Source organism: Streptomyces lydicus (assembly GCF_004125265.1).
Classification (GTDB): Bacteria; Actinomycetota; Actinomycetes; order Streptomycetales; family Streptomycetaceae; genus Streptomyces; species Streptomyces lydicus_C.
Window position 1 is genome coordinate 5,839,235 of record NZ_RDTE01000003.1, and the last position, 20,530, is coordinate 5,859,764.

Below are 20,530 nucleotides of genomic sequence, written 5' to 3' on the forward strand. Positions count from 1 at the left end.
CGGACGGAAGCGACCGCGGGGACGGCGCGGGTGCACCGCCGGGCGGAGGGGGTGGCCGGGCCGGACGTGCCTATCGGTTGGAGAGCGGGGACGGGTCGGGCGACCGGGACGGGTCCGGCAGGGAGACGGCCGCCGCGGACAGCGCCGCCGGGCGGCCCTGTGGCAACGGCACCGCCGCGGGGCTCCGGCGGCGGGCCGGGGCGGCGGCCAGCGCCTGCTCGTACACGGACATCAGTGCCTCGGCGCTGCGGGTGATGTCGTAGCGCCGCACCACCGGCGGAACCGGCAGCCGGCCCGGTCCGTGGCGCCTCAGCTCCCGCAGTGCGGTGGCGAGTTCGTGGACGCCGGGGCTGAAGCGGCGGGCGCCGGGGGCCTGGTCGGCGGGCAGTTCGTCGACCGCCGGGCAGCTGCCGTAGAGCACGTGCAGCCCGGACCCGAGCGCTTCCAGGACGGCCAGCCCGAACGCCTCGTCCGGGGAGGGTGAGACGAAGACGTCGATGGCGGAGAGCAGGCCGGGGATGTCGGGGCCTTCGGTTCCCTGGCCGTGGGCTCCCTGGCTGTGGGCTCCCTGATTGTGGGCCGGGCGGCCGTGGCTTCCCTGCCCGTGGTCTCCCGGTCCGTAGGCTCCCCACGCCGCGGTTCCCCGCCCGCCGGACGCGGCGTCGACCGCCCCGTCCCGCTCGCCCAGCAGATGGATCCGGTCGCCCGAGCCGAACTGCTGCGCCATCCGGCGCAGCGTCTCGCGCTCCGGCCCCGCACCCGCCAACAGCAGGTGTACGCCCGGCAGTTGGGTCACCGCCCGGACCAGTACATCGAACCGCTTGCCGGGCACCAGCCGGCCGGCCCCGCCGATCACGAACGCGTCCAGCGGCAGCCCCAGCCGGGTGCGCACCAGGGCCCGGGCCGCCGGATCGAAGGCGAAACGATGCGCCTCGATGCCGCCCGGCACCACATGGATGCGCTGCTCCGGTACGCCCCAGCGGCGCAGCCGGGCGGCGACGGTGTCCGAGACGGCGACCGTCGCCGTCCCCAGCCGTTCGGTGGCCCGGTAGAGCGTACGGACGCCACGGGTCAGCCGGCGGCCCTCGATGACCGCATCGCCCAGCGAGTGCTCGGTGGCCACCACGGCCCGTACGCCGGCCATCCGGGCGGCGACCCGGCCGTAGACGCAGGCCCGGTAGAGGTGGGTGTGCACCAGGTCGTAGCCGCCCTCGCGGATCAGCCCGGCGAGGCGGGGGAGCGCGGTCAGGTCCCGGTTGCCGGTCATGCCGAGGTGGGTGACGGGGGTGCCGTCGGCCTCGATGCCCTCGGCGACCGGGCCCGGACGGGTCAGGGTGACGACCTCGCAGTGCGCGGGCAGCCGGCGCAGCAGCAACCGCAGCTGCTGCTCGGCGCCGCCCACGTCGAGGCCCGTAATGACGTGCAGAACCTTCACCGGATGCCTCCTGGGGTAGCGGCCGGGGTGGTGGTCTCGTAGGGGGCGGCGCACGGGGGCGCGGCGGCTGTCTGCGGTCCGGCGCCCGTTTGTGGTGCCGCCGCGATCGCCGGGGCACCGGCGGCGCCGGCCGGCGCGCCCGTGCTCATCCGCGCTCCCGCCGCCACGGGGAGGCCGCGGTGCGCAGCAGGATCCGGATGTCCTGCCACGGCGACCAGCTGTCGATGTAGAGGTTGTCGAAGCGGGCCAGGTCCTCCGGGGAGCCGCCGTCGCGCAGCCCGTGCACCTGCGCAAGTCCCGTCAGGCCCGGCCGCATCCGGTGCCGGGCGCCGTACTCCGGGCAGGCCTGGGTGCACCGCTGGACGACGCGGGGGTGCTCCGGGCGGGGCCCCACCAGGCTCATATCGCCGCGCAGCACGTTCCACAGCTGCGGCAGCCCCTCCAGCGCGCTGCGCCGCAGCAGCCGGCCGGCCCGGCTCAGCCGGCCGTCGTCCGCACCCCGCCGGCTCGTCTCCTCCTGCGCCTCGCATCCGCGCAGGGTGCGGAACGTCAGCAGGGTGAAGCCGCGCCCGTCCCGGCCGGTCCGTTCCCGCCGGCACAGCACACCGGGCCCGTCGGCGAGCCGTACCGCGAGCGCACAGCCCAGCAGCACCGGGGCCGCGGCCACCAGTGCCCCCGTGGCCAGCGCGAGATCCAGGGCCCGCTTGCGCCGGCCGCCGTGCCGGGGCGGGGCGGTGTCCAGCCGGCGGCAGGCGAAGCCCCACAGCTGGTCGGTGCCCGGATGCGGCGGGCGGCTCTCGCGGGCGGCCGCCGGACCGGCCAGCCAGATCACCGAGCCCTGGTCGACGAAGCGGCGCAGCAGCGCGGCGGTGTGCGGATCACCGTACGGCGGCAGCGTGAACACCACGTCCCGCACGGTGTGCTGGATGACGGCCCGGGCGAGGTCCGGCACGGAGGTGAGCCGCGGCAGGCCCCCGGGGGCCGGGGGAGCGGCGGGCCCGCCCGGCAGCAGCGGGGCCGGCGGGACCAGGCCCACCGGGTGCATGCCGTACTCAGGATGGGCGTCCAGCACGGCGGCCAGCTGCCGGGCGGCCGGGTCGGTGCCCACGATCAGGGCGGCGCGCGGCCGGCGGCGGGCGGCGTCGCGGCGCGCCCGGTAGACGGTGGCCCGGCCGCCGCAGACCAGCAGGGTGTGTGCCGCCACCGCGCCCGCCAGCACGACCGGTGGCAGCGCCCGCCCGGGGTGGACGGCGGCGAGCACCGCGGCCGCCGCGCACCAGAGGACGGCGGCCCGGCCCAGCAGCCCCGGCAGGTCGTCGAGCGCGCTCGGGGCGGGGCCGGGACGGTAGAGGCCGGCCCGGCAGTGCAGCAGCAGCGCGGCCGGCACCAGCGCGGTGAGCGCCGCCGGCGCCGCGGTGGTGCCCAGGGCGAGCAGCGCGGCGCCCGTGGTGGCCAGGCAGTCGGCGGTCAGCAGCAGGGCGACGGTCCGCCGCCGCAGGCCGCGTCCCGGCCGGGGCGGGGGCAGGGTCTTCGGGACCGGCCCGCGGGGCGGACGGCCCGCGGCGGCCGTCGGCCGGGGCACCGCCGACGGGGGCAGGACCCGGGCGGCCCGCGGGGCGTCCGCGCGATCCGTCGTCATCGGCTGACCCGCTCCCTGCTCTCCGGGCACGCCGCACCGAGCAGTTCGCGGTACAGCCCGAGGACGGCCGCCGCGGTGTGCCGCACGTCGTACTCCGCCCGCATGTGCTCCAGGGCCCTCTGGCCCAGCGCGCCGCGCAGCTGAGGGCGGGTCAGCAGCCCGCACACGGCCTGTGCCAGGGCGGCCGGGTCCGCGGGCGGCACCAGACAGTGCGGTGCGGCCCCGGGCGGCAGGCTCTCGCGGGCCCCGCCGGCATCGGTGACCACCACGGGGCGGCCGCAGGCCATCGCCTCCAGAGGGGCCAGCGCCATACCGTCCCGGTGGGAGGGGAGGACGACCAGATCCGCCGCCCGGTACCAGGGGACCGCGTCCCGTGCCGCGCCCGCGAACCGGACACCGGGCGGTGCGGCGGCGTGCAGCAGCTCCCGGTCCGGGCCGTCGCCGACCAGCACCAGCCGGGCATCGGGGACGACGGCGCGGACCGCGGGCCAGGCCCGCAACAGCGACAGCTGGCCCTTTCGCGGACACAGCCGCCCCACGCACACCACCAGCGGTGCGTCCGGCGGCAGATCGCCGAGTGCGGGCAGGTCCCGGCGCAGCGCCCGCCGCACCGCGTCCTCACGGTATGCGGGCGCACAACGGTCCAGGTCCACCCCGTTGCGGATCACTGCCCACCGGGCCGGCACCCCCGCTTCGGCGCCCCGCAGCCGCTCCGCCTCGCTCCCGCACAGCACCCGGTCCGCCCAGCGGGCGGTGTACCGCTCACAGCCGAGCGCCGGCCGCGACGCCGTCCCGTCGGCCGACTCGAAGGACCAGCTGTGCGGCTGATGGACCGTCGGGATCCGGCCCCGGACGGCCAGGCGGGCGGCGAGCCCGGCCTTGGCGCCGTGGGTATGGACGAGGTCCGGGCCGAGCCGCCGGATCAGCCGGGCCAGCCGTCCCCTCTCCCCGGCGAGTGCCGGGCCCGGGGCGCGGCGGGCCGGCCACGGGACCACCTCGGCGCCCGCCGCGGTGGCGTCCCGGTGCAGCACCCCACCGGGCGGTGCGGCGACCACGGCCCGCAGCCCCGCCGCGACCTGGGACCGCACCAGGTCGGTGACGACCCGGGCGACCTTGCCGTCGACGGGGCGGGAGACATGGAGAACCGTTGGCCGCTCTTGGCACTGCAGGTCTTGCGGCAGCACGCACTGCTCCCCTGATGACCGAGCTGACAGAACTCTCTACGGGAATTGCCGGACGCTCCACGGGAATTGCCGGGGCGCACCGCTCAGTGCCTGGTATCGCTCCGGAGGAAGCGCGCGCCGGGCAGATATCCCCGAGGGCGGGTGGTGAAGCGGGAAATGCGCCGACAGTCGCCGGAGCGCGGTTCCGGCCTGCTGTCGAATGCGCCGGAATCACCTCCGGGAGTGCTCCGGCAGGCGGGCAGCCGCCGCGCCTGCCGGCCGAATTCGGTGACGACCGGGTTTCTCACGTCGGAGGTCGGTGCGCATACGACGTCGCGCGTGGTGCGGTCCATCGATTTCCGCATGTCGTCCTCTCCGACTTCAATCAGTCAAACTGCAGAGCACTCTGACAGAAATCATGCCGGAATCCGCGGCAGGCACGCCGGACCCTCCTCGGGGATTCCGATGAACGGAATACCGGACTTCGCCCGGAGGCGTCTTACCGCCGGACGGGCTAATAGTTACTGCCATAAGAGCTAATATCGTCCCGGACGGGGGAGCGCCCGTACCTCTGATTCATTATGTTCGTTGTGACCGGTTGCCCCCATTCACGAACTGAAAGGAGAATGGGATGAAGCGCTTTGTCAAGGCCGCCGCGGTGAGTGCGGCCAGCTGCGCCGTAGTGCTGAGTGGCGCAGGCATTGCCTCAGCCAGCGGGGAGGGTCACCACGGCGGTCGTGGTCACAACCACTTCCGCAGTGACCACCGTGCCCTCTACAACCACCGCTCCGGTGCCAACGCGGCGGGCTTCGCCGCAGGCTCCCCGGGCATCCTCAGTGGCAACAATGTCCAGGTTCCGATCAACATCCCGATCAACATCTGCGGCAACAGCCTCAGCCCCTTCTCGCTGCTGAACCCGGCGTTCGGGAACATCTGCATCAACCGGTGACCCCATGCCGGTCCGCCAGGGATGTCGGGCCGGCACGGGTCGTGATGTGCAGTTGGCGGATCACCCCGGCCTCGGTCGCGGGTGGTCCGCCACTCTGCCCGATGCGGCCGGGCGCCCCGCCCCACCGGTCGGCGGCACCTCGCTGACCAGCGGATACGGCCTCCGGGGCAGGGCCCATACTGGAGGGCATGGCGAAGAGCAGACGCGGGCGCGGCGGACCGGAGTCCGTCACCGAGACGGTGGACGGCGGGCTTGCCGAGCTACGGCCCGACCGGGACCGGGCGCGCGGCTGGACGCTGCTGATCGACGGTGCCCCGCAATCACATGTGGACCTCGACGACCCGGCATATCTGGACTTCTCCTATCAGCGGCGGCTCGGGCACGTCGCCGACCTGGCCGGACCCATGGGCAAACCGCTGCGCGCCGTCCATCTCGGCGGCGGCGCCCTGACCCTGGCCCGCTATGTCGCGGCCACCCGCCCGCGCTCCACCCAGCAGGTGGTGGAGATCGACGCACCGCTCGTCGGCCTCGTACGCCGGCAGCTGCCGTGGGACAGCGGCTGGCGGATACGGGTGCGCGGCGGTGACGCCCGGGCCGGCCTGGCGAAGATCCCGGACGGCTGGGCGGACCTGATCATCGCCGATGTCTTCGGCGGTGCGCGCACGCCCGCGCACCTGACCAGCACCGAATTCCTGACGGAGGTCCACCGGGCGCTGCGGCCCGGCGGGTTCTACGCGGCGAACCTCGCGGACGGGCCGCCGCTGCGCTTTCTGCGCGGCCAGATCGCCACGGCCCACACGGTCTTCCCCGAGCTGTGCCTGACCGCCGACCCGGCCGTACTGCGCGGCAAACGCTTCGGCAACGCGGTCCTGCTGGCCGCCGACGGGCCGCTGCCGGTCGCCGAACTGACCCGGCGGGCGGCCACCGATCCGCAGGCCGGCCGGGTCGAACACGGCCGGGCGCTGCTGGACTTCACCGGCGGCGCGGCACCGGTCACCGACGCCACGGCCCTCGCCTCGCCCGCCCCGCCGGCCGCGGCCTTCGACTGAGGCCGGCCGCGGGGCGTCCGACCGCCCCCGGCACCGCCGCGCGGCGCTGCCGGCCGTGGGCCGCTACGCCGTGGGCCCGGTGGTCTGCACGGCCGGCGGATGGCCGTTCCAGGTGCAGAACACGGACGTATGGCCGCTGCCGCCGGAGAAGTCGACCCGGATCCACCCGTTCTGCTTCCACACCTGCATCTCCCAGCCCGGGTTCGGCGTCGCCGACACCAGCTCGGCCGCCCGGCTGCCCATGTCGAAGACCACCCGCCCGCCCGCCGTGGAATAGCTCCTGATGCGGCCGTCGGTGTCCGGGACGGAGCCGCCCGGCGAGGTGGCGTCCGGGTACCCCGACCGGGGGGTGGCGCCGTGCGACGGGGCGGACGGACGGGACGGTGTGCCGTCGGCGGGCGCCGGGGCGGGGGAGGGGGAACGGGACGGCCTGGGGCGGTGGGTGGAGGAGGCGCGCGGGACGGCGTCGTCCTTCCCCGCCTGCGAGGCCACCTGGTCGGAGATCGGCAGTGCGCGCGGCGCGTCGTACGCCGTGGCGGACAGCACGGTGTGCACGCCGAACCACGACAGGGTGACCGCGGCACCGGTCGCCAGCGTCCAGGCCGCCGCATGAACCAGTCCTCGTTGCATCCGGCTCATACTGCCCCACCCGACCGCCCTGTTGCAGCCCGTCCCGCACGCCGGAGTGCGCCGCTCCTTCGTCAACCTCGGGCAAAGGAACCCGCCCGAATGGCGTACGGTGCCGCCCATGGCACGTGTGCTCGTCGTCGAGGACGACCAGTTCGTACGCTCGGCTCTGATCCGGCATCTGACCGACGCCGCCCACACGGTACGCAGCGTCGGCACCGCTCTGGAGGCGCTCCGAGAGGTGGCGCACGTCGGCTTCGACGTCGTCATCCTCGACCTCGGTCTGCCCGATCTGGACGGGGGCGAGGCGCTGAAGATGCTCCGCGGCATCACCGATGTCCCTGTGATCATCGCCACCGCCCGCGACGACGAGGCCGATATCGTCCGGCTGCTGAACGACGGTGCGGACGACTACCTCACCAAGCCGTTCTCCGTCGAGCACCTGTCGGCCCGGATGGCCGCCGTACTGCGCCGCTCCCGGACCGCCGCGGCCGGTGCCCAGGCGCCCTCACGGGCGATCCGGGTCGGCGGCCTGTCCATCGACCCGCTCCGCCGGCAGGCCGAACTGGACGGCGTCACCCTCGATCTGACCCGCAGGGAGTTCGACCTGCTGGCCTTCCTCGCCGAACGCCCCGGCGTCGTCGTCCCCCGCAAGGAACTCCTCGCCGAGGTCTGGCAGCAGTCCTACGGCGACGACCAGACCATCGACGTCCATCTGTCCTGGCTGCGCCGCAAGCTGGGCGAAACCGCGGCGCGGCCCCGGTACCTGCACACCCTGCGGGGCGTCGGCGTGAAGCTGGAGCCGCCGCAATGAGATGGGCCCTGGTCAAGGTGGCGCTGGCGGTCACCGCCATGGTCGTGGTCGCCTTCGCCGTGCCCCTCGGACTGGTCGTCAAGGAGCTGGCCCGCGACCGCGCCTACTCCAATGCCGAACGGCAGGCCGCCACCATCGGCCCGGTCCTCGCCATCACCACCGACCGCACCCAGCTCGAACGCGCCGTCGCCAGCGCCGAGACCGGCCCCGGCGGCCGGATCGGCGTCCATGTCCCGGCGAGCGGCCACCACGGCAAGCCCGCCGAGATCGGCTCCCGGCGCGCGGCACAAGCGGATGTGGCGGCCGCCGCCAAGCTCGGCCGGGCCTCCATCTCCCCGGTGCGCGGCGGCTCCTCGCTGCTCCAGCCGACCGCCGTCGCCTCCGGTATCGCCGTCGTCGAGGTCTTCGTCCCCGACGTGGCACTCACCAAGGGCGTCGCCACCTCCTGGCTGGTGCTCGCCGGGGTCGGCCTCGCGCTGGTCATCGGCTCGGTCGCCGTCGCCGACCGGCTCGGCACCCGCATGGTGCGGCCCGCGAAGCGGCTGGCCGGGGCCGCTCACGACCTCGGCACCGGCAAGCTCGGCGTCCGCGTCCCGGAGGACGGCCCCAAGGAACTGCGGTTGGCGGCCAGCGCCTTCAACGCGATGGCCGACCAGGTCGTCCAACTGCTCGCCAACGAGCGTGAACTGGCCGCCGACCTCTCGCACCGGCTGCGCACCCCGCTGACCGTCCTGCGGCTCAACGCCGCCTCGCTCGGCGACAGCTCGGCCGCCGAGCAGACCCGGGCCGCCGTCGAACAGCTGGAGCGCGAGGTCGACCAGATCATCCGCACCGCCCGTGAACAGAAGGCCCAGACCCGGCAGGCCGCCGCGGCGGCGGGCTGCGACGCCGCCGAGGTGATCCGCGAGCGGATGGACTTCTGGTCGGCGCTCGCCGAGGACGAGGGCCGCACCGTCCGCGTCGCCGGCGCGGACCGCCCCGTACGGGTCCCCGTCGCCCGCCCCGAACTCGCCGCCGCCCTGGACGCGATGCTCGGCAACGTCTTCCGCCACACCTCCGAGGGCACCGCCTTCGCGGTCGACGTCCACAACGCCGAGGACGCGGTGATCGTGCTGGTCTCGGACGCCGGCGACGGCATCGACGACCCGGACGCGGCGCTGCGCCGCGGCTGGTCGGGCGGCGGTGGGTGGGGGCACCGCCCAGCGGTAGCTGGGGGAGGTTCGACCGGCCTCGGTCTGGACATCGTGCGGCGGCTGGCCGAGTCCACCGGCGGCGATGTGCGCATCGGCCGCTCCGTCCTCGGCGGCACCGAGGTCCGGGTCTGGCTGGCGCTGGACGACCGGCGCGCCCGCACCGGTTCCCGCGGCCACCGGCTGCGCCGCACGCTCGGCGTCCGGCGCCGGCGGACCGCGCGCACCGGCTCCTGAACCCGCCGCCCGAGGGGCAGGCGCCGCCGGCTCTTAACCACTCCCTTCCGTTTCCTTAAGGCGTTCATAAGTCCCCCAACCTCCGTGCCATTCCCGAGATTTGTCCGTTTCCCTGCCGCTAGCGTGCGGGACGCACCACGGTGCACCCCTCCCCCTCCATGTGACGACAGGCAGGCACGAGATGAGTTCTTCGGCACACCGCCGGCGCAAGAGCCGCACCACCCAGCTGATCGTGAGCGGCGCGGCCGCGGTCGTCGCGACCGGCGGCGCCTTCGCCGTCGCCGGATCCGCCCTGGCCGCCAAGGCGCCGAGCACCGCCGCCGGCGCGCATGCCCCGAAGGCCGCCGCCGGCTTCGCCCCGTACGTCGACACCTCGCTCGCCCCTGCCCACGACCTGGCCGCCACCGCCCGGAAGACCGGGGTCAAGAACTTCCACCTCGCCTTCGTCACCTCCGGCGGCGGCTGCACCCCCAAGTGGGGCGGCTCCGGTGAGCTCGGCAACGACCAGGTGGCCGGCCAGATACCCGCCCTGCGCAAGGCCGGCGGCGATGTCCGGGTCTCCTTCGGCGGCGCCACCGGCACCGAGCTCGGGGCGGCCTGCGGCTCCGTGGACGAACTGGCCGCCGCCTACGGCAAGGTCATCGACCGGTTCCAGCTCACCAAGGCCGACTTCGACATCGAGGGCGGCGCCCTGCCCGACACCGCCGCCAACACCCGCCGCGCCCGGGCCATCGCCCAGCTCCAGAAGAAGCACCCCGGTCTGGACGTCTCCTTCACCCTGCCGGTGATGCCCGAGGGCCTGACCCAGGACGGGGTGAACCTGGTCGCCGACGCCAAGAAGAACGGCGTCAAGATCTCCGCCGTCAACATCATGGCGATGGACTACGGCGCCTCCTACAGCGGCGACATGGGCACGTACGCGATCTGGGCCGCCACCGCCACCCGGGGCCAGATCGAGAAGGCGCTCGGCCTGAGCGAGGCGGCCGCCTGGAAGACCGTGGCCGTGACCCCGATGATCGGCGTCAACGATGTGCAGAACGAGGTCTTCAAGGCCGACGACGCCGCCCAGCTGGTGAAGTTCGCCAAGAAGAAGCACCTGGCCTGGCTGTCGATGTGGTCCGCCACCCGCGACCAGGCCTGCCCCGGCGGCGCCGCCACTTCGGCACAGCCCACCTGCAGCTCCGTCCAGCAGAAGCCGCTGGACTTCACCAAGGCCTTCGCCAAGTACACCGGCTGACCCCCACCGACGGCCCGGCCCCCGGTCGGACCGCTCGCCCGAGAGGCGGGGCGCAGCGGGAACCCCCACCGCTGCGCCCCGCCGTCCGCGTGCACCGCCGCGCGTGCGCCCCGCCGCCCGCGGCCTGCCGCCGGGGCTGCCCGTGCGCCCCGCTGCCCGCCGCCCGCGCTCCCCAACTCCCGTACGCCGCCCGCCCGCGTCCTCAGGCCGCACCGCCGCGTACCGCCGTGCGGAACGCGATCGGGGTGGTGCCCGTCTGCCGCTGGAAGAACTTGCTGAAGTTGGGGGCGTCGGCGAAGCCCAGCCGGTCCGCGATCCGGGCCGCGGACCGGTCGCCGTGCGCCAGCAGCCGCTTGGCCTCCAGCACCACCCGCCGGTCGATGAACTCCTTGGCCCCCACCCCGGCAACGGCCTCGGTGGCCCGGGAGAGGGTGCGCGGCGCATAGCCCAGCGCGCGGGCGTAGTCGGCGACCCGCCGGCTGCGGGTGAAGTCCCGCTCCACCGCGTCCCGGAAGCGCAGATAGGTCGCGCTCGCCGCGCAGGACCCGTCCGCCTCCCCGCCCGGATGCGCGGCCCGCAGCACCAGGACGGCCAGCAGATGCCGCAGCACCTCGAGATGGATCTCCAGCGGCAGCCCGCCCAGCGCCCCGAACTCCCCGTGCAGCTGCCGCATCGCGTCGTCCACACCCCGGGCCGCGGCGCCCTCCGGATGCCGTACGGGCGGCCCGTACCAGTCCTCGACCCGGGCCGCCGTCGCGGTCGCCGGATCCAGGAAGCCGGCCTCGAAGAGCACCAGCCGCCCCTCCGCGCCCGTCAGATCACCGAAGTGCTGGACCTGCCCGGGGCGCGACCACAGCAGATCGCCCGGCGCGAGGACGTGCTCGCGGAAGTCGACGCTGTGCACCAGCCGGCCGCCGTCCAGGACCAGCAGATGGTGGAAGCCGGGGCGGTGCGGGGCGGACAGCCGGCAGGCGTCCGCGCGCGCCCGCAGCTCCGCGAGCGTCAGCACCTCCACCCCCGTCGGCCGCCCGGCCGGCGCCGAGAACGCCACCTCCGGGATCTCCGGCGACGGCTCCCGGCTCTGCTGTCGCATTCTCACCATCACCGGTCCCCTCGGCACCCCGGAATGTCCTGCTGGTCCCCCTAGCGTAGAAGACGTCAGCGCGCCCGCTGACGGAAAACGGAAGTCCACCCGGACGTCCGGACGCACACAGCAGCCGGGAGACCACCATGTCCACGATCGCGCTCTTCGGGGCCAACGGCACCATCGGAAGCCGCATCCTCCACGAGGCCCTGCGGCGCGGCCACCGGGTCACCGCGGTGGTCCGCGACCCCGCGAAGATCACCACCACCCACCCGGACCTGACCGTGATCACCGGCGACGCCCTCGACCCGGCGTCCGTCGCCGCCGCGGCGAAGGGCCGGGACGTCCTGGTCAGCGCGGTCGGCGGCGGCGACGGACCGGGCCACACCGCCACGATCAGGCCCGCCGCCGAGTCCCTGGTCGCCGGGCTGCGGACCCTCGGCGACACCGCACCCCGGCTGATCTCCGTCGGCGGCGCCGGCTCGCTGCGCACGCCGGACGGCGCACGGGTCTGGGACGCGGAGGGCCTGCCCGCCTTCCTGCTGGAGATCATGCACGCCCACGGCGATGCGCTGGACTTCTACCGCTCGGTCTTTGATGTGCGCTGGACCAGCCTCAGTCCGGCCGCCACCATCGAGCCCGGCGAGCGCACCGGCAGCTACCGCACCGCCCTCGACGACCTGATCACCGACGCCGGGGGCACCAGCCGGATCACCACCGAGGACTACGCCGTCGCCGTGGTCGACGAAATAGAGCAGCCCCGCCACGTCGGCGAGCGCTTCACCGTCGGCTACTGAGCCCCGGCCCCGCCACGGCGGCACCCGGCCCCTCGGCCGGCCGCACCGGCTCCAGCCCTCCACACCCGCAGAAACGCCAAGGCCCCCGACCAGAGGTCGGGGGCCTTGATGTGGGGTGAGTAACGGGACTTGAACCCGCGACATCCTGGACCACAACCAGGTGCTCTACCAGCTGAGCTATACCCACCATGACCGGTGCTGTGTGGTTCTTTTTCCCCACCGGCTGAGAAAAAGTGTACAGGGTCCGAAGGGGTGCTCGCGCCCAGGTTTCCTGTCCCGGGTCCGAGGGCGTGTCGTGCGGGTCACGGCGGACCCGCCGGGGCCCGCACGACACGCGCCCTGCGCCGCGCTACGGCGTGGACTGCGGCTCGGCAGGGAGGACGTGCTTGGCGGCGATGGCCTTCGCGGTGTCCGAGTCGGGACCGGGCTGCGGCACGAAGACCGCCTCCCGGTAGTAGCGCAGTTCCGCGATGGATTCACGGATGTCCGCCAGCGCCCGGTGGTTGCCGCTCTTGTCCGGGCTGTTGAAGTAGGCCCGCGGGAACCAGCGCCGGGCCAGCTCCTTCACGGACGAGACATCGACGATCCGGTAGTGGAGGTAGTCCTCCAGCGTCGGCATGTCCCGCAGCAGGAAGCCGCGGTCGGTGCCGACGGAGTTGCCGCACAGCGGCGCCTTCCGCGGCTCCGGCACATGCTGCTTGATGTACGCAAGCACCTGTGCCTCGGCCGCCTCCAGCGTCGTGCCGCCGTCCAGTTCCTCCAGCAGCCCGGAGGCGGTGTGCATCCGGCGCACCACCTCCGGCATGGTGCCGAGCGACTCGGCGGGAGGGCGGATCACCACATCCACCCCGTCGCCCAGCACATTCAGCTCCGAGTCGGTGACCAGAGCGGCCACCTCGATGAGCGCGTCATTCGCCAGCGAGAGTCCGGTCATCTCGCAGTCGATCCACACCATGCGATCGTTCATACATCTCACCCTACGGGGCGCTCGCGCTGTCCGGGCAGCACGGGGCGGACGGTTCCCCTCCCCACCGCGGTTTCCGGCAGCCGGGATGCGTACACATCCGACTGCGGCTTGCCGGCTTCGCCCGCTTCGGCGGAGGCCAGACCGTGGCCGGCCAGCGCGGCGGCGGCGAACCGCTCCGCGCCCGCCCCCAGGGCCGCCCGCTCCCGCTCCGGCCGCTCGGCGCGCTCGGCCCGCTCCGGTCTGAGCGCGGGCTCGGGTACCCCGTTCTGCGGCCGCCGTGCGCGGTAGGCCGCCCGGTAGGCGGCGGGCGAGGCGCCCAGCTGCCTGCGGAAGTGGCCGCGCAGGGCGACCGGCGAGCGGAAGCCGCAGCGCCCCGCGACCTCGTCCACCGAATAGTCGGAGGTCTCCAGCAGCCGCTGGGCCTGCAGCACCCGCTGAGTGATCAGCCACTGCAGCGGAGCGCTCCCCGTCAGGGACCTGAAGCGCCGGTCGAAGGTGCGGCGGCTCATGTACGCGCGCGCGGCCAGCGTCTCCACGTCGAACTGCTCGTGGAGGTGTTCCAGCGCCCAGGCGACGACCTCGGCGAGCGGGTCGGCGCCGATCTCTTCAGGTAATGACCTGTCGAGGTAGCGCTGGTGCCCCATATCGGAGGCGGTGCGGCGGGGCGGCACGACGAGCCGGCGGGCCAGCGCGTTCGCGGCGTCCGCGCCGTGGTCGGTGCGCACGATGTGCAGACACAGATCGATGCCGGCCGCCGTTCCCGCGGACGTGAGCACATCGCCGTCGTCGACGAAGAGCTCGCGGGGATCCACATGGACGGACGGATAACGCTTGGCGAGCGTCGGCGCGTACATCCAATGGGTCGTGGCCGGACGGCCGTCCAGCAGTCCGGCCGCGGCGAGGACGAACGCCCCCGTGCACAACCCGACGATTCTGGCCCCTTCTTCATGCGCGCGGCGCAGCGCGTCGAGCGCCGCGGGCGGCGGCGCCTGGGTGATGGAGCGCCAGGCCGGTACGACGACCGTCCCGGCACGGGAGATCGCCTCCAGCCCGTAGGGGGCGGACAGTTCGAGCCCCCCGGTCGTGCGCAAAGGCGCATCTTCGCCCGCGCACACAAGCAGCCGGTACCGCGGAACGCCTGCGTCCTGTCGGTCGATGCCGAAGACCGAGAGCGGAATGGAGCTCTCGAAAATGGGGCCGCCGCTGAAGAGGAGCACCGCGACTATTTCGCGGCGTCGTCGGGCGGCGAGCTTGCGTGCGGCATCTGGTACGGCAGCGGAGTCCTGGCTCATGGCACTTAAGCCCCCCTCGGTCGTCTCGCCCTCTCGGTCCTGCACAGTTCCCCCGCCGTTACTACCAAGATCGAATCTACTGTGTTCCGTGAGGATGGAGTGCCAAGTTCACCACCCGCTGGTATGTCGATATGGCAACTTGGCGCGAAGCATTCGATCACGAAGCGTTCCACTCGTCGGGCCTACATGGGAAGTACGCGTCTCGGCTCTGCCCGTTCGCAGTAGGGCACAACCATGCCCAGCGGTCCTTTCCTCCCTGCTCACACCAGGGTTGAGGGGGGTTCGGGGCAAGGTGCGGACCTCGGCCGGAAGTTGGCTGAAAACGGTCGCGCGGAGACTTGCAAGCGCCTCAGTCGACCGGCGTACGCCCTTCGGGGTGCCGCCCGCCTCCCTGCGCCGTCATCCCCACATATGCCCTTTGGTCCCGGTGCCTTCCGGTCTCCCGCACACGGATCCGCGCCGCGGTCCGTTCGGATTGCCGCAGCAGGGCGCGGCAGGCGCCGGTCACCGCGGCCAGACCGGCGGCGGTGCCGGCCGCACCGGCCCAGGAAGCGCCGCTGATGATCAGTACGAAGGGCACCAGGGCGCAACTGAACGCGCCCCAGCGCATGACGTCGCTCACCGGGTCGGGTGATCTGTCGGACGGCAACGGCACCGTGTGCTCCCCTCGGATCGGGCTGCTACTACAACGCCGGCGGCGATCATGGGTCACCGTGAGGGGTACGTACGGGGGCAGGCCGGGGCATTGCCATCCGCGCCACGCTCCGGCATGCTCCGGGGAACGTTCGAGGCCCCACCCCACCTCGCGCTGGCGCCCCGCGTCCGCGGCGGGCTCTGGGCAGCGGGGGAGTGGCGCCGTACTCTTGGGGTATCGGGTTGGGAAGATGATTCCCAGTCGTATCGTTCCTCTTTGAACTATGGCTCCCGCACCTCGATCGAGCCAGCTCAGTCAACTGCCGGATCAAGTCAATCGCCGTTCCCCGTTCGCCCCTCCGCAAGAGGACGTCCTCGCCGAGACACCAATGGCCGGTCACGAAATCCCCGAACCCGCGGACCGCAAGCAGGTCGCCGATCCCATGGCGGACCTCGAAGCGGCGGAAAAGACGCGCCATTCCTGCGACCCCGCGTTCCGGCACGGCGTCGTGGTCGGCTTCGACGGCTCCATGTCGAGCGAACGGGCATTGGCGTATGCAATCGGTATGGCCCGGCGCCTCGGCTCCGGGTTGATCATCGTCCATGTGGCCAACCGGCTGCCGACGACCGTCTGGGCGGGCTGTGAGCCCCCGGTCTTCGTGGACGTGCCGGATCACCGCACCGAAGTGCTCGGTCTGGAGCTGGCCTGCGCCGATCACCTCACCGAGGTCCCCTGGATCCTCGTCGAGCGCGGCGGCGACATCTGCCACGAGTTGGAGGAGGTCGGCCGGGAGTACGAGGCCGACGCGATCGTGGTCGGCTCCACCCACGGCATCGTCGGCCGGATCTTCGGCTCGGTGGCCGGCCGGCTCGCCCGCCGGGCGCAGCGCCCGGTGATAGTGATCCCCTGACGCGCCTGGCGCGCGCCGTCTCCTCGCCCCGTCGTGCGCCGCCCTGGCGCGCCGCCGCGTCCCGCGCCCCGACGTGATCAATTCTCCTCGGCTTGCGCACAGTTGAGGGGGCGTCATGCGGATGCTGTGCAGCCGCATTTCCGCCCGCGGGCGCAGGTGAATTGTGTGCCGCGGAAGGGTAGAAAACGGTCACGTGGGCGCGCCGCGTCACGGGCCCGGCGGCCGCGCGCACGGCAACTTCGTGCTGCCGGCCGGGAAGTGACGGTTCCCGCGGCGGCGGCATCCCGCCGGCGTATGGGCGACGCCGGCAAAGGGGAGGCGGCGGCTCCGCGCGCTGGTGGCACGCGCGGAGCCGCTGCTTTTGCGCCTGAACCGGCGCCGCCCCTTTTTGCGCCTAAACCGGCGCCGCTCTCGCGGAGGGGGTGGGGCGCCGTGGGGGTTGCTCAATTGTCGCTTCGGTGGGGTGGAGTGGGGGTGTGCCACGGTGACCCCGGAGCGCGCGCCCCCCCCGCGTGCGTGGCTGCTACTCCACCGTGACGGACTTGGCGAGGTTGCGGGGCTTGTCGATGTCCCGGCCCAGGGCCAGCGCCGTGTGGTAGGCGAGCAGTTGCAGCGGGATGCCCATCAGGATCGGGTCCAGCTCGGGCTCGTTCTTCGGCACGATGATGGTGTGGTCGGCCTTCTCCTGCTCCTGGTGGGCGACGGCCAGGATGCGGCCGCTGCGGGCCTTGATCTCCTCCAGCGCGGCGCGGTTCTTCTCCAGCAGGTCGTCGTCGGGGACGATCGCCACGGTCGGCATCGCGGGCTCGATGAGGGCCAGCGGGCCGTGCTTGAGCTCGGAGGCCGGGTAGGCCTCGGCGTGGATGTAGGAGACCTCCTTGAGCTTCAGGGAGGCCTCGCGGGCCACCGGGTAGCCGCGCACCCGGCCGATGAACATCATCGACTTGGCGTCCGCGTAGGTGGCCGACAGCTGCTTGATGTCCTCCTCGCTCTTGAGGATCTCGTCGATCTGCGCGGGCAGCTTGCGCAGGCCCTCGATGATCCGCTTGCCGTCCGCGACGGACAGGTCGCGGATCCGGCCGAGGTGCAGGGCGAGCAGGGCGAAGGAGACCACCATGTTGGTGAAGCACTTGGTGGAGACCACGCAGACCTCGGGGCCGGCGTGGACGTAGATGCCGCCGTCGGTCTCCCGGGCGATCGCCGAGCCGACCACGTTGACCAGGCCCAGCACCCGGGCGCCCTTGCGCTTGAGCTCCTGGACGGCCGCCAGCACGTCGTAGGTCTCACCGGACTGGGAGACCGCCACGTACAGCGTGTCGGGGTCCACGACCGGGTCGCGGTAGCGGAACTCGGAGGCCGGCTCGGCGTCCGAGGGGATACGGGCCAGCTCCTCGATCATCTGGGCGCCGATCTGGCCCGCGTGGTAGGAGGTGCCGCAGCCCAGGATCTTCACCCGGCGCACCCCGCGCGCCTCACGGGGGTCGAGGTTCAGGCCGCCGAGGTGCACGGTGGAGAAGCGGTCGTCGATCCGGCCGCGCAGCGCGCGGTCCACCGCGTCCGCCTGCTCGGAGATCTCCTTGTGCATGTAGGTGTCGTGGCCGCCCAGGTCGTACGACTCGGCCGCGTACTCGACGGTCTCCGGGGCGGACGTGGTCCGCGAGCCCTCGGTGGTGTAGGTGCGGTAGTCGTCGGCCTTGAGGGTGGCCATCTCGCCGTCGTCGAGGGTGACGACCTGGCGGGTGTGCGAGACCAGCGCGGCGACGTCCGAGGAGACGAACATCTCGCGCTCGCCGATGCCCAGGACGACCGGGGAGCCGTTGCGGGCCACCACGATGCGGTCCGGGAAGTCGGCGTGCAGCACGGCGATGCCGTAGGTGCCCTCGATGTGCCGCAGCGCCTCGCGGACCCGCTCCTCCAGCTTCTCGGCCGTGGAGCGGCCGATCAGGTGGGCCAGCACCTCGGTGTCGGTCTCGGAGGCGAACTCGACACCCTCGGCGGTCAGCCGGGCGCGCAGGTCGGCGGCGTTGTCGATGATGCCGTTGTGGACGACGGCGACCTTGCCCTCGGTGTCGAGGTGCGGGTGGGCGTTGTCGTCGGTGGGCGCGCCGTGGGTGGCCCAGCGGGTGTGCGCGATGCCCGTGGTGCCGGCGAAGCGCTTCGGCACCCGTGACTCCAGCTCCCGGACCCGGCCCTTGGCCTTGACGGTCTTCAGGCCGCCCGCGGCCTTGCCGGTGCCCTTGGCGTGGATGGCGATGCCCGCCGAGTCGTAGCCGCGGTACTCCAGGCGCTGCAGGCCCTCCAGGAGCAGCGGAGCGACATCACGTTTGCCGATGTAGCCGACGATCCCGCACATACAGTGACCCTCCGAGAAGACGTTGTGACAACAGTGGTGCCCGGCGCCCGTGGCGGGGGCGTCAGCCGTAGACGAGGCGGCGCAGCTGGCGGGCCGAGAGATCGGGCGGGGCCACGGCGCGGTGCGGCAGCTCGTGGCGGATCCGGTCGAAGATCTCCTCGTTGCGCAGTCCGTGGGACTGCAGCTCCCGATGGCGCCGGCGGACGAATTCCTCCGTCGTCTCGTCGAAGTACGCCAGCACGTCGAGCACCACCCGGGCGGCCTCACCACGCTGCAGCGGTGTGCTGCGCACCAGGTGGTCCACCAGGTCATCGTGCGGCGCCTCGGCGCTGCGGTTACGGCGTTCGAGCACCCGTCGATATTGCGGGGCGCCGCGCGGATACGCAAGAAATCTGCCCGATATCGGGCACGTCACTGAATCGGCGGCCGGAAAGTGGTCTACACCTTGACCGGAATCGAGGCTCACGGTACGCATGGTCACCGTTCGGTCGCTCCATGCCATGCACGACGTCATGCACAAGGTTCGCCGAAGGGACCGTCGATGAGACGACGCAGACTGCTGTTCTCGCTGCTGCTGGTCGCGGCGGCGGGGCTGGGAACCGCCGCCGTACCGCCACCGGGCGCCGCGCACGCCGCCGCCCCGGCCGTCATCCCACTGGACCGGGTGATCCCCGCGCCCGCGTCCGTGCACAGCACCGGGGACGCGTACACCCTCGGTGACCGCACCCGGATCCGGGTGCCCGGAGGCTCCGGCGAGGCCAGGAGGGTGGCCGGCTATCTGGCGGGGCTGCTGCGGCCCGCCACCGGCTTCGGCCTCCCGGTCACCACCAAGGACGGCCGGGACGGCATCGTCCTCCGGCTCGGCGGCAGCGGCACCAAGGGGCTGGGGGCCGAGGGCTACCGGCTCACCTCGGGCGCCCGTGCGGTCACCATCAGCGCCGCCCGCCCGGCCGGCCTCTTCCACGGCGTGCAGACGCTCCGGCAGCTGCTGCCGGCCGATGGGGAGCGGGAAGGCGCCCGGCGCGGGACCTGGCGGATCGCCGGGGGCACCATCGCCGACTCCCCGCGCTACGCCTACCGCGGCGCGATGCTCGACGTCTCCCGGCACTTCTTCACCGTCGCGCAGGTCAAGCGGTATATCGACCAGCTCGCCATGTACAAGATCAACAAGCTGCATCTGCACCTCTCCGACGACCAGGGCTGGCGGATCGCCATCAAGTCCTGGCCGCGGCTGGCGACCTACGGCGGCTCCACCCAGGTCGGCGGCGGGCCCGGCGGCTACTACACCGAGGACGACTACCGCGAGATCATCCGCTATGCCGCGGCCCGCTATCTGACCGTCGTCCCCGAGATCGACATGCCGGGCCACACCAACGCCGCGCTGGCCTCCTACGCCCCGCTCAACTGCAACGGCCAGGCGCCGCCGCTCTACACCGGCACCCAGGTCGGCTTCAGCTCGCTGTGCGTCCCCAAGAAGGAGACGTACGACTTCGTGGACGACGTCCTGCGCGAGCTCGCCGCCATGACTCCCGGCCGCTACCTCCACATCGGCGGTGACGAGGCGCACTCCACCAGCCATGCGGACTACGTGACCTTCATGGACAAGGTGCAGCCGGTGGTCGCCAAGTACGGGAAGACCGCGATCGGCTGGCACCAGCTGACCGGAGCGCACCCGGCGAAGGGCGCCGTCGCCCAGTACTGGGGCTATGACAAGACGGGCGCGGCCGAGCGCCAACAGGTCGCCGACGCCGCCAGGAACGGCACCCGGCTGATCCTCTCGCCCGCCGACCGCGCCTACCTCGACATGAAGTACGACAAGAACACGCCACTGGGCCTGAACTGGGCCGGCTACGTCGGCGTCGAGCGGTCCTACGACTGGGACCCCGGCAGCTACCTCAAGGACGCGCCCGCGGACTCCGTCCTCGGCGTCGAGGCGCCCCTGTGGTCGGAGACGCTCTCCACCACCGCCCACATCGAGTACATGGCCTTCCCGCGGCTGCCGGGCATCGCCGAACTGGGCTGGTCGCCGGCGTCCACGCACGACTGGGACAACTACAAGGTGCGGCTGGCCGCCCAGGGGCCCCGCTGGGACGCGCTGGGCATCGGCTACTACCGTTCGCCGGAGGTGCCGTGGCCCGCGAAGTGAGGGGGTG

Annotated in this window: 19 protein-coding genes and 1 tRNA gene; 8 read left to right on the plus strand and 12 right to left on the minus strand. The window is 73.1% G+C overall.

Going from position 1 to position 20,530, the window contains the following annotated elements; all coding sequences use genetic code 11:
- Positions 1-70 precede the first annotated feature (70 nt).
- Genes D9V36_RS28220 through D9V36_RS28230 form a run of 4 tightly spaced genes read right to left on the minus strand, consistent with a single transcriptional unit; the run spans position 71 to position 4,258 of the window.
- A complete protein-coding gene (locus D9V36_RS28220) occupies positions 71-1,435 on the minus strand; it encodes a glycosyltransferase (RefSeq protein ID WP_129296215.1) in 1,365 nt (454 codons plus the stop codon).
- Positions 1,432-1,584 (minus strand): hypothetical protein, encoded by a 153-nt coding sequence (locus D9V36_RS41120; protein ID WP_164993044.1) that lies wholly within the window; start codon positions 1,582-1,584, stop codon positions 1,432-1,434. The genes D9V36_RS28220 and D9V36_RS41120 overlap by 4 nt, the downstream gene beginning before the upstream one ends.
- Positions 1,581-3,074, minus strand: coding sequence for a sugar transferase (locus tag D9V36_RS28225; RefSeq protein WP_129296216.1), 1,494 nt, complete (start codon positions 3,072-3,074; stop codon positions 1,581-1,583). Before D9V36_RS28225 ends, D9V36_RS41120 begins: the two co-directional genes overlap by 4 nt.
- Entirely contained in the window at positions 3,071-4,258 is a 1,188-nt protein-coding gene (locus D9V36_RS28230; RefSeq protein WP_129296217.1) for a glycosyltransferase family 4 protein, read from the minus strand. The genes D9V36_RS28225 and D9V36_RS28230 overlap by 4 nt, the downstream gene beginning before the upstream one ends.
- 610 nt (positions 4,259-4,868) lie before the next feature.
- Between D9V36_RS28230 and D9V36_RS28235 the strand changes: the two genes are divergently transcribed.
- Positions 4,869-5,186 carry a chaplin gene (locus D9V36_RS28235; protein ID WP_129296218.1) on the plus strand — a complete coding sequence of 106 codons (318 nt, stop codon included), beginning with the start codon at positions 4,869-4,871 and terminating at the stop codon, positions 5,184-5,186.
- A 188-nt stretch (positions 5,187-5,374) separates the two neighbouring features.
- Positions 5,375-6,235: a spermidine synthase gene (locus D9V36_RS28240; protein WP_129296219.1), complete on the plus strand. Its 861-nt coding sequence runs from the start codon at positions 5,375-5,377 to the stop codon at positions 6,233-6,235.
- 63 nt (positions 6,236-6,298) lie between these two features.
- Here the strand turns inward: D9V36_RS28240 and D9V36_RS28245 are convergent, their stop codons facing one another.
- Positions 6,299-6,865, minus strand: a complete 567-nt coding sequence (locus D9V36_RS28245; RefSeq protein WP_129296220.1) for a hypothetical protein — start codon at positions 6,863-6,865, stop codon at positions 6,299-6,301.
- 118 nt (positions 6,866-6,983) lie between these two features.
- Between D9V36_RS28245 and D9V36_RS28250 the strand changes: the two genes are divergently transcribed.
- The 3 genes from D9V36_RS28250 (at position 6,984) to D9V36_RS28260 (ending at position 10,340) form a co-directional block, all read left to right on the plus strand.
- Positions 6,984-7,676 (plus strand): response regulator transcription factor, encoded by a 693-nt coding sequence (locus tag D9V36_RS28250; protein WP_129296221.1) that lies wholly within the window; start codon positions 6,984-6,986, stop codon positions 7,674-7,676.
- Positions 7,673-9,103 carry a sensor histidine kinase gene (locus tag D9V36_RS28255; protein ID WP_129296222.1) on the plus strand — a complete coding sequence of 477 codons (1,431 nt, stop codon included), beginning with the start codon at positions 7,673-7,675 and terminating at the stop codon, positions 9,101-9,103. The genes D9V36_RS28250 and D9V36_RS28255 overlap by 4 nt, the downstream gene beginning before the upstream one ends.
- Before the next feature lie 181 nt (positions 9,104-9,284).
- Positions 9,285-10,340: a chitinase gene (locus D9V36_RS28260; protein WP_129296223.1), complete on the plus strand. Its 1,056-nt coding sequence runs from the start codon at positions 9,285-9,287 to the stop codon at positions 10,338-10,340.
- Positions 10,341-10,542: 202 nt separating this feature from the next.
- On the opposite strand, the gene D9V36_RS28265 is transcribed toward D9V36_RS28260, so the two are convergent.
- Complete coding sequence (locus D9V36_RS28265; RefSeq protein WP_129296224.1) at positions 10,543-11,442, minus strand: helix-turn-helix domain-containing protein; 900 nt, start codon at positions 11,440-11,442, stop codon at positions 10,543-10,545.
- Between the two features lie 128 nt (positions 11,443-11,570).
- Between D9V36_RS28265 and D9V36_RS28270 the strand changes: the two genes are divergently transcribed.
- Complete coding sequence (locus D9V36_RS28270) at positions 11,571-12,221, plus strand: NAD(P)-dependent oxidoreductase (RefSeq protein ID WP_129296225.1); 651 nt, start codon at positions 11,571-11,573, stop codon at positions 12,219-12,221.
- 111 nt (positions 12,222-12,332) lie between these two features.
- Here the strand turns inward: D9V36_RS28270 and D9V36_RS28275 are convergent.
- From D9V36_RS28275 to D9V36_RS28290, 4 genes are all read right to left on the minus strand, one after another.
- Positions 12,333-12,408: transfer RNA gene (locus D9V36_RS28275), tRNA-His, on the minus strand.
- Between the two features lie 162 nt (positions 12,409-12,570).
- Positions 12,571-13,188, minus strand: coding sequence for an oligoribonuclease (gene orn / locus D9V36_RS28280; RefSeq protein ID WP_129296226.1), 618 nt, complete (start codon positions 13,186-13,188; stop codon positions 12,571-12,573).
- Positions 13,189-13,193: 5 nt separating this feature from the next.
- Positions 13,194-14,480 (minus strand): GlxA family transcriptional regulator, encoded by a 1,287-nt coding sequence (locus D9V36_RS28285; protein WP_129296227.1) that lies wholly within the window; start codon positions 14,478-14,480, stop codon positions 13,194-13,196.
- 349 nt (positions 14,481-14,829) lie between these two features.
- Positions 14,830-15,135 carry a hypothetical protein gene (locus tag D9V36_RS28290; RefSeq protein WP_431357704.1) on the minus strand — a complete coding sequence of 102 codons (306 nt, stop codon included), beginning with the start codon at positions 15,133-15,135 and terminating at the stop codon, positions 14,830-14,832.
- Between the two features lie 367 nt (positions 15,136-15,502).
- On the opposite strand from D9V36_RS28290, the gene D9V36_RS28295 reads away from it, so the two are divergent.
- On the plus strand, positions 15,503-16,024 hold the full coding sequence (locus D9V36_RS28295; RefSeq protein ID WP_018093093.1) for a universal stress protein: 522 nt from the start codon (positions 15,503-15,505) through the stop codon (positions 16,022-16,024).
- 523 nt (positions 16,025-16,547) lie between these two features.
- Here the strand turns inward: D9V36_RS28295 and glmS are convergent.
- Positions 16,548-18,377 (minus strand): glutamine--fructose-6-phosphate transaminase (isomerizing), encoded by a 1,830-nt coding sequence (gene glmS, locus D9V36_RS28300; protein ID WP_129296228.1) that lies wholly within the window; start codon positions 18,375-18,377, stop codon positions 16,548-16,550.
- A gap of 61 nt (positions 18,378-18,438) precedes the next feature.
- The gene (locus tag D9V36_RS28305; RefSeq protein ID WP_129296229.1) at positions 18,439-18,729 is read right to left on the minus strand and encodes a hypothetical protein; all 291 of its coding nucleotides are present in this window, start codon (positions 18,727-18,729) and stop codon (positions 18,439-18,441) included.
- 189 nt (positions 18,730-18,918) lie between these two features.
- Between D9V36_RS28305 and D9V36_RS28310 the strand changes: the two genes are divergently transcribed.
- The gene (locus tag D9V36_RS28310; protein ID WP_129296230.1) at positions 18,919-20,523 is read left to right on the plus strand and encodes a beta-N-acetylhexosaminidase; all 1,605 of its coding nucleotides are present in this window, start codon (positions 18,919-18,921) and stop codon (positions 20,521-20,523) included.
- The last annotated feature ends 7 nt before the right edge of the window (positions 20,524-20,530 follow it).

Bases quoted from the DNA above. Each gene is read 5' to 3' on its own strand.
- D9V36_RS41120 (WP_164993044.1), bottom strand. From the start codon at position 1,584: ATGAGCACGGGCGCGCCGGCCGGCGCCGCCGGTGCCCCGGCGATCGCG.
- D9V36_RS28225 (WP_129296216.1), bottom strand. From the start codon at position 3,074: ATGACGACGGATCGCGCGGACGCCCCGCGGGCCGCCCGGGTCCTGCCC.
- D9V36_RS28235 (WP_129296218.1), top strand. From the start codon at position 4,869: ATGAAGCGCTTTGTCAAGGCCGCCGCGGTGAGTGCGGCCAGCTGCGCC.
- D9V36_RS28240 (WP_129296219.1), top strand. From the start codon at position 5,375: ATGGCGAAGAGCAGACGCGGGCGCGGCGGACCGGAGTCCGTCACCGAG.
- D9V36_RS28245 (WP_129296220.1), bottom strand. From the start codon at position 6,865: ATGCAACGAGGACTGGTTCATGCGGCGGCCTGGACGCTGGCGACCGGT.
- D9V36_RS28250 (WP_129296221.1), top strand. From the start codon at position 6,984: ATGGCACGTGTGCTCGTCGTCGAGGACGACCAGTTCGTACGCTCGGCT.
- D9V36_RS28255 (WP_129296222.1), top strand. From the start codon at position 7,673: ATGAGATGGGCCCTGGTCAAGGTGGCGCTGGCGGTCACCGCCATGGTC.
- D9V36_RS28260 (WP_129296223.1), top strand. From the start codon at position 9,285: ATGAGTTCTTCGGCACACCGCCGGCGCAAGAGCCGCACCACCCAGCTG.
- D9V36_RS28265 (WP_129296224.1), bottom strand. From the start codon at position 11,442: ATGGTGAGAATGCGACAGCAGAGCCGGGAGCCGTCGCCGGAGATCCCG.
- D9V36_RS28270 (WP_129296225.1), top strand. From the start codon at position 11,571: ATGTCCACGATCGCGCTCTTCGGGGCCAACGGCACCATCGGAAGCCGC.
- orn (WP_129296226.1), bottom strand. From the start codon at position 13,188: ATGAACGATCGCATGGTGTGGATCGACTGCGAGATGACCGGACTCTCG.
- D9V36_RS28285 (WP_129296227.1), bottom strand. From the start codon at position 14,480: ATGAGCCAGGACTCCGCTGCCGTACCAGATGCCGCACGCAAGCTCGCC.
- D9V36_RS28295 (WP_018093093.1), top strand. From the start codon at position 15,503: ATGGCCGGTCACGAAATCCCCGAACCCGCGGACCGCAAGCAGGTCGCC.
- glmS (WP_129296228.1), bottom strand. From the start codon at position 18,377: ATGTGCGGGATCGTCGGCTACATCGGCAAACGTGATGTCGCTCCGCTG.
- D9V36_RS28310 (WP_129296230.1), top strand. From the start codon at position 18,919: ATGAGACGACGCAGACTGCTGTTCTCGCTGCTGCTGGTCGCGGCGGCG.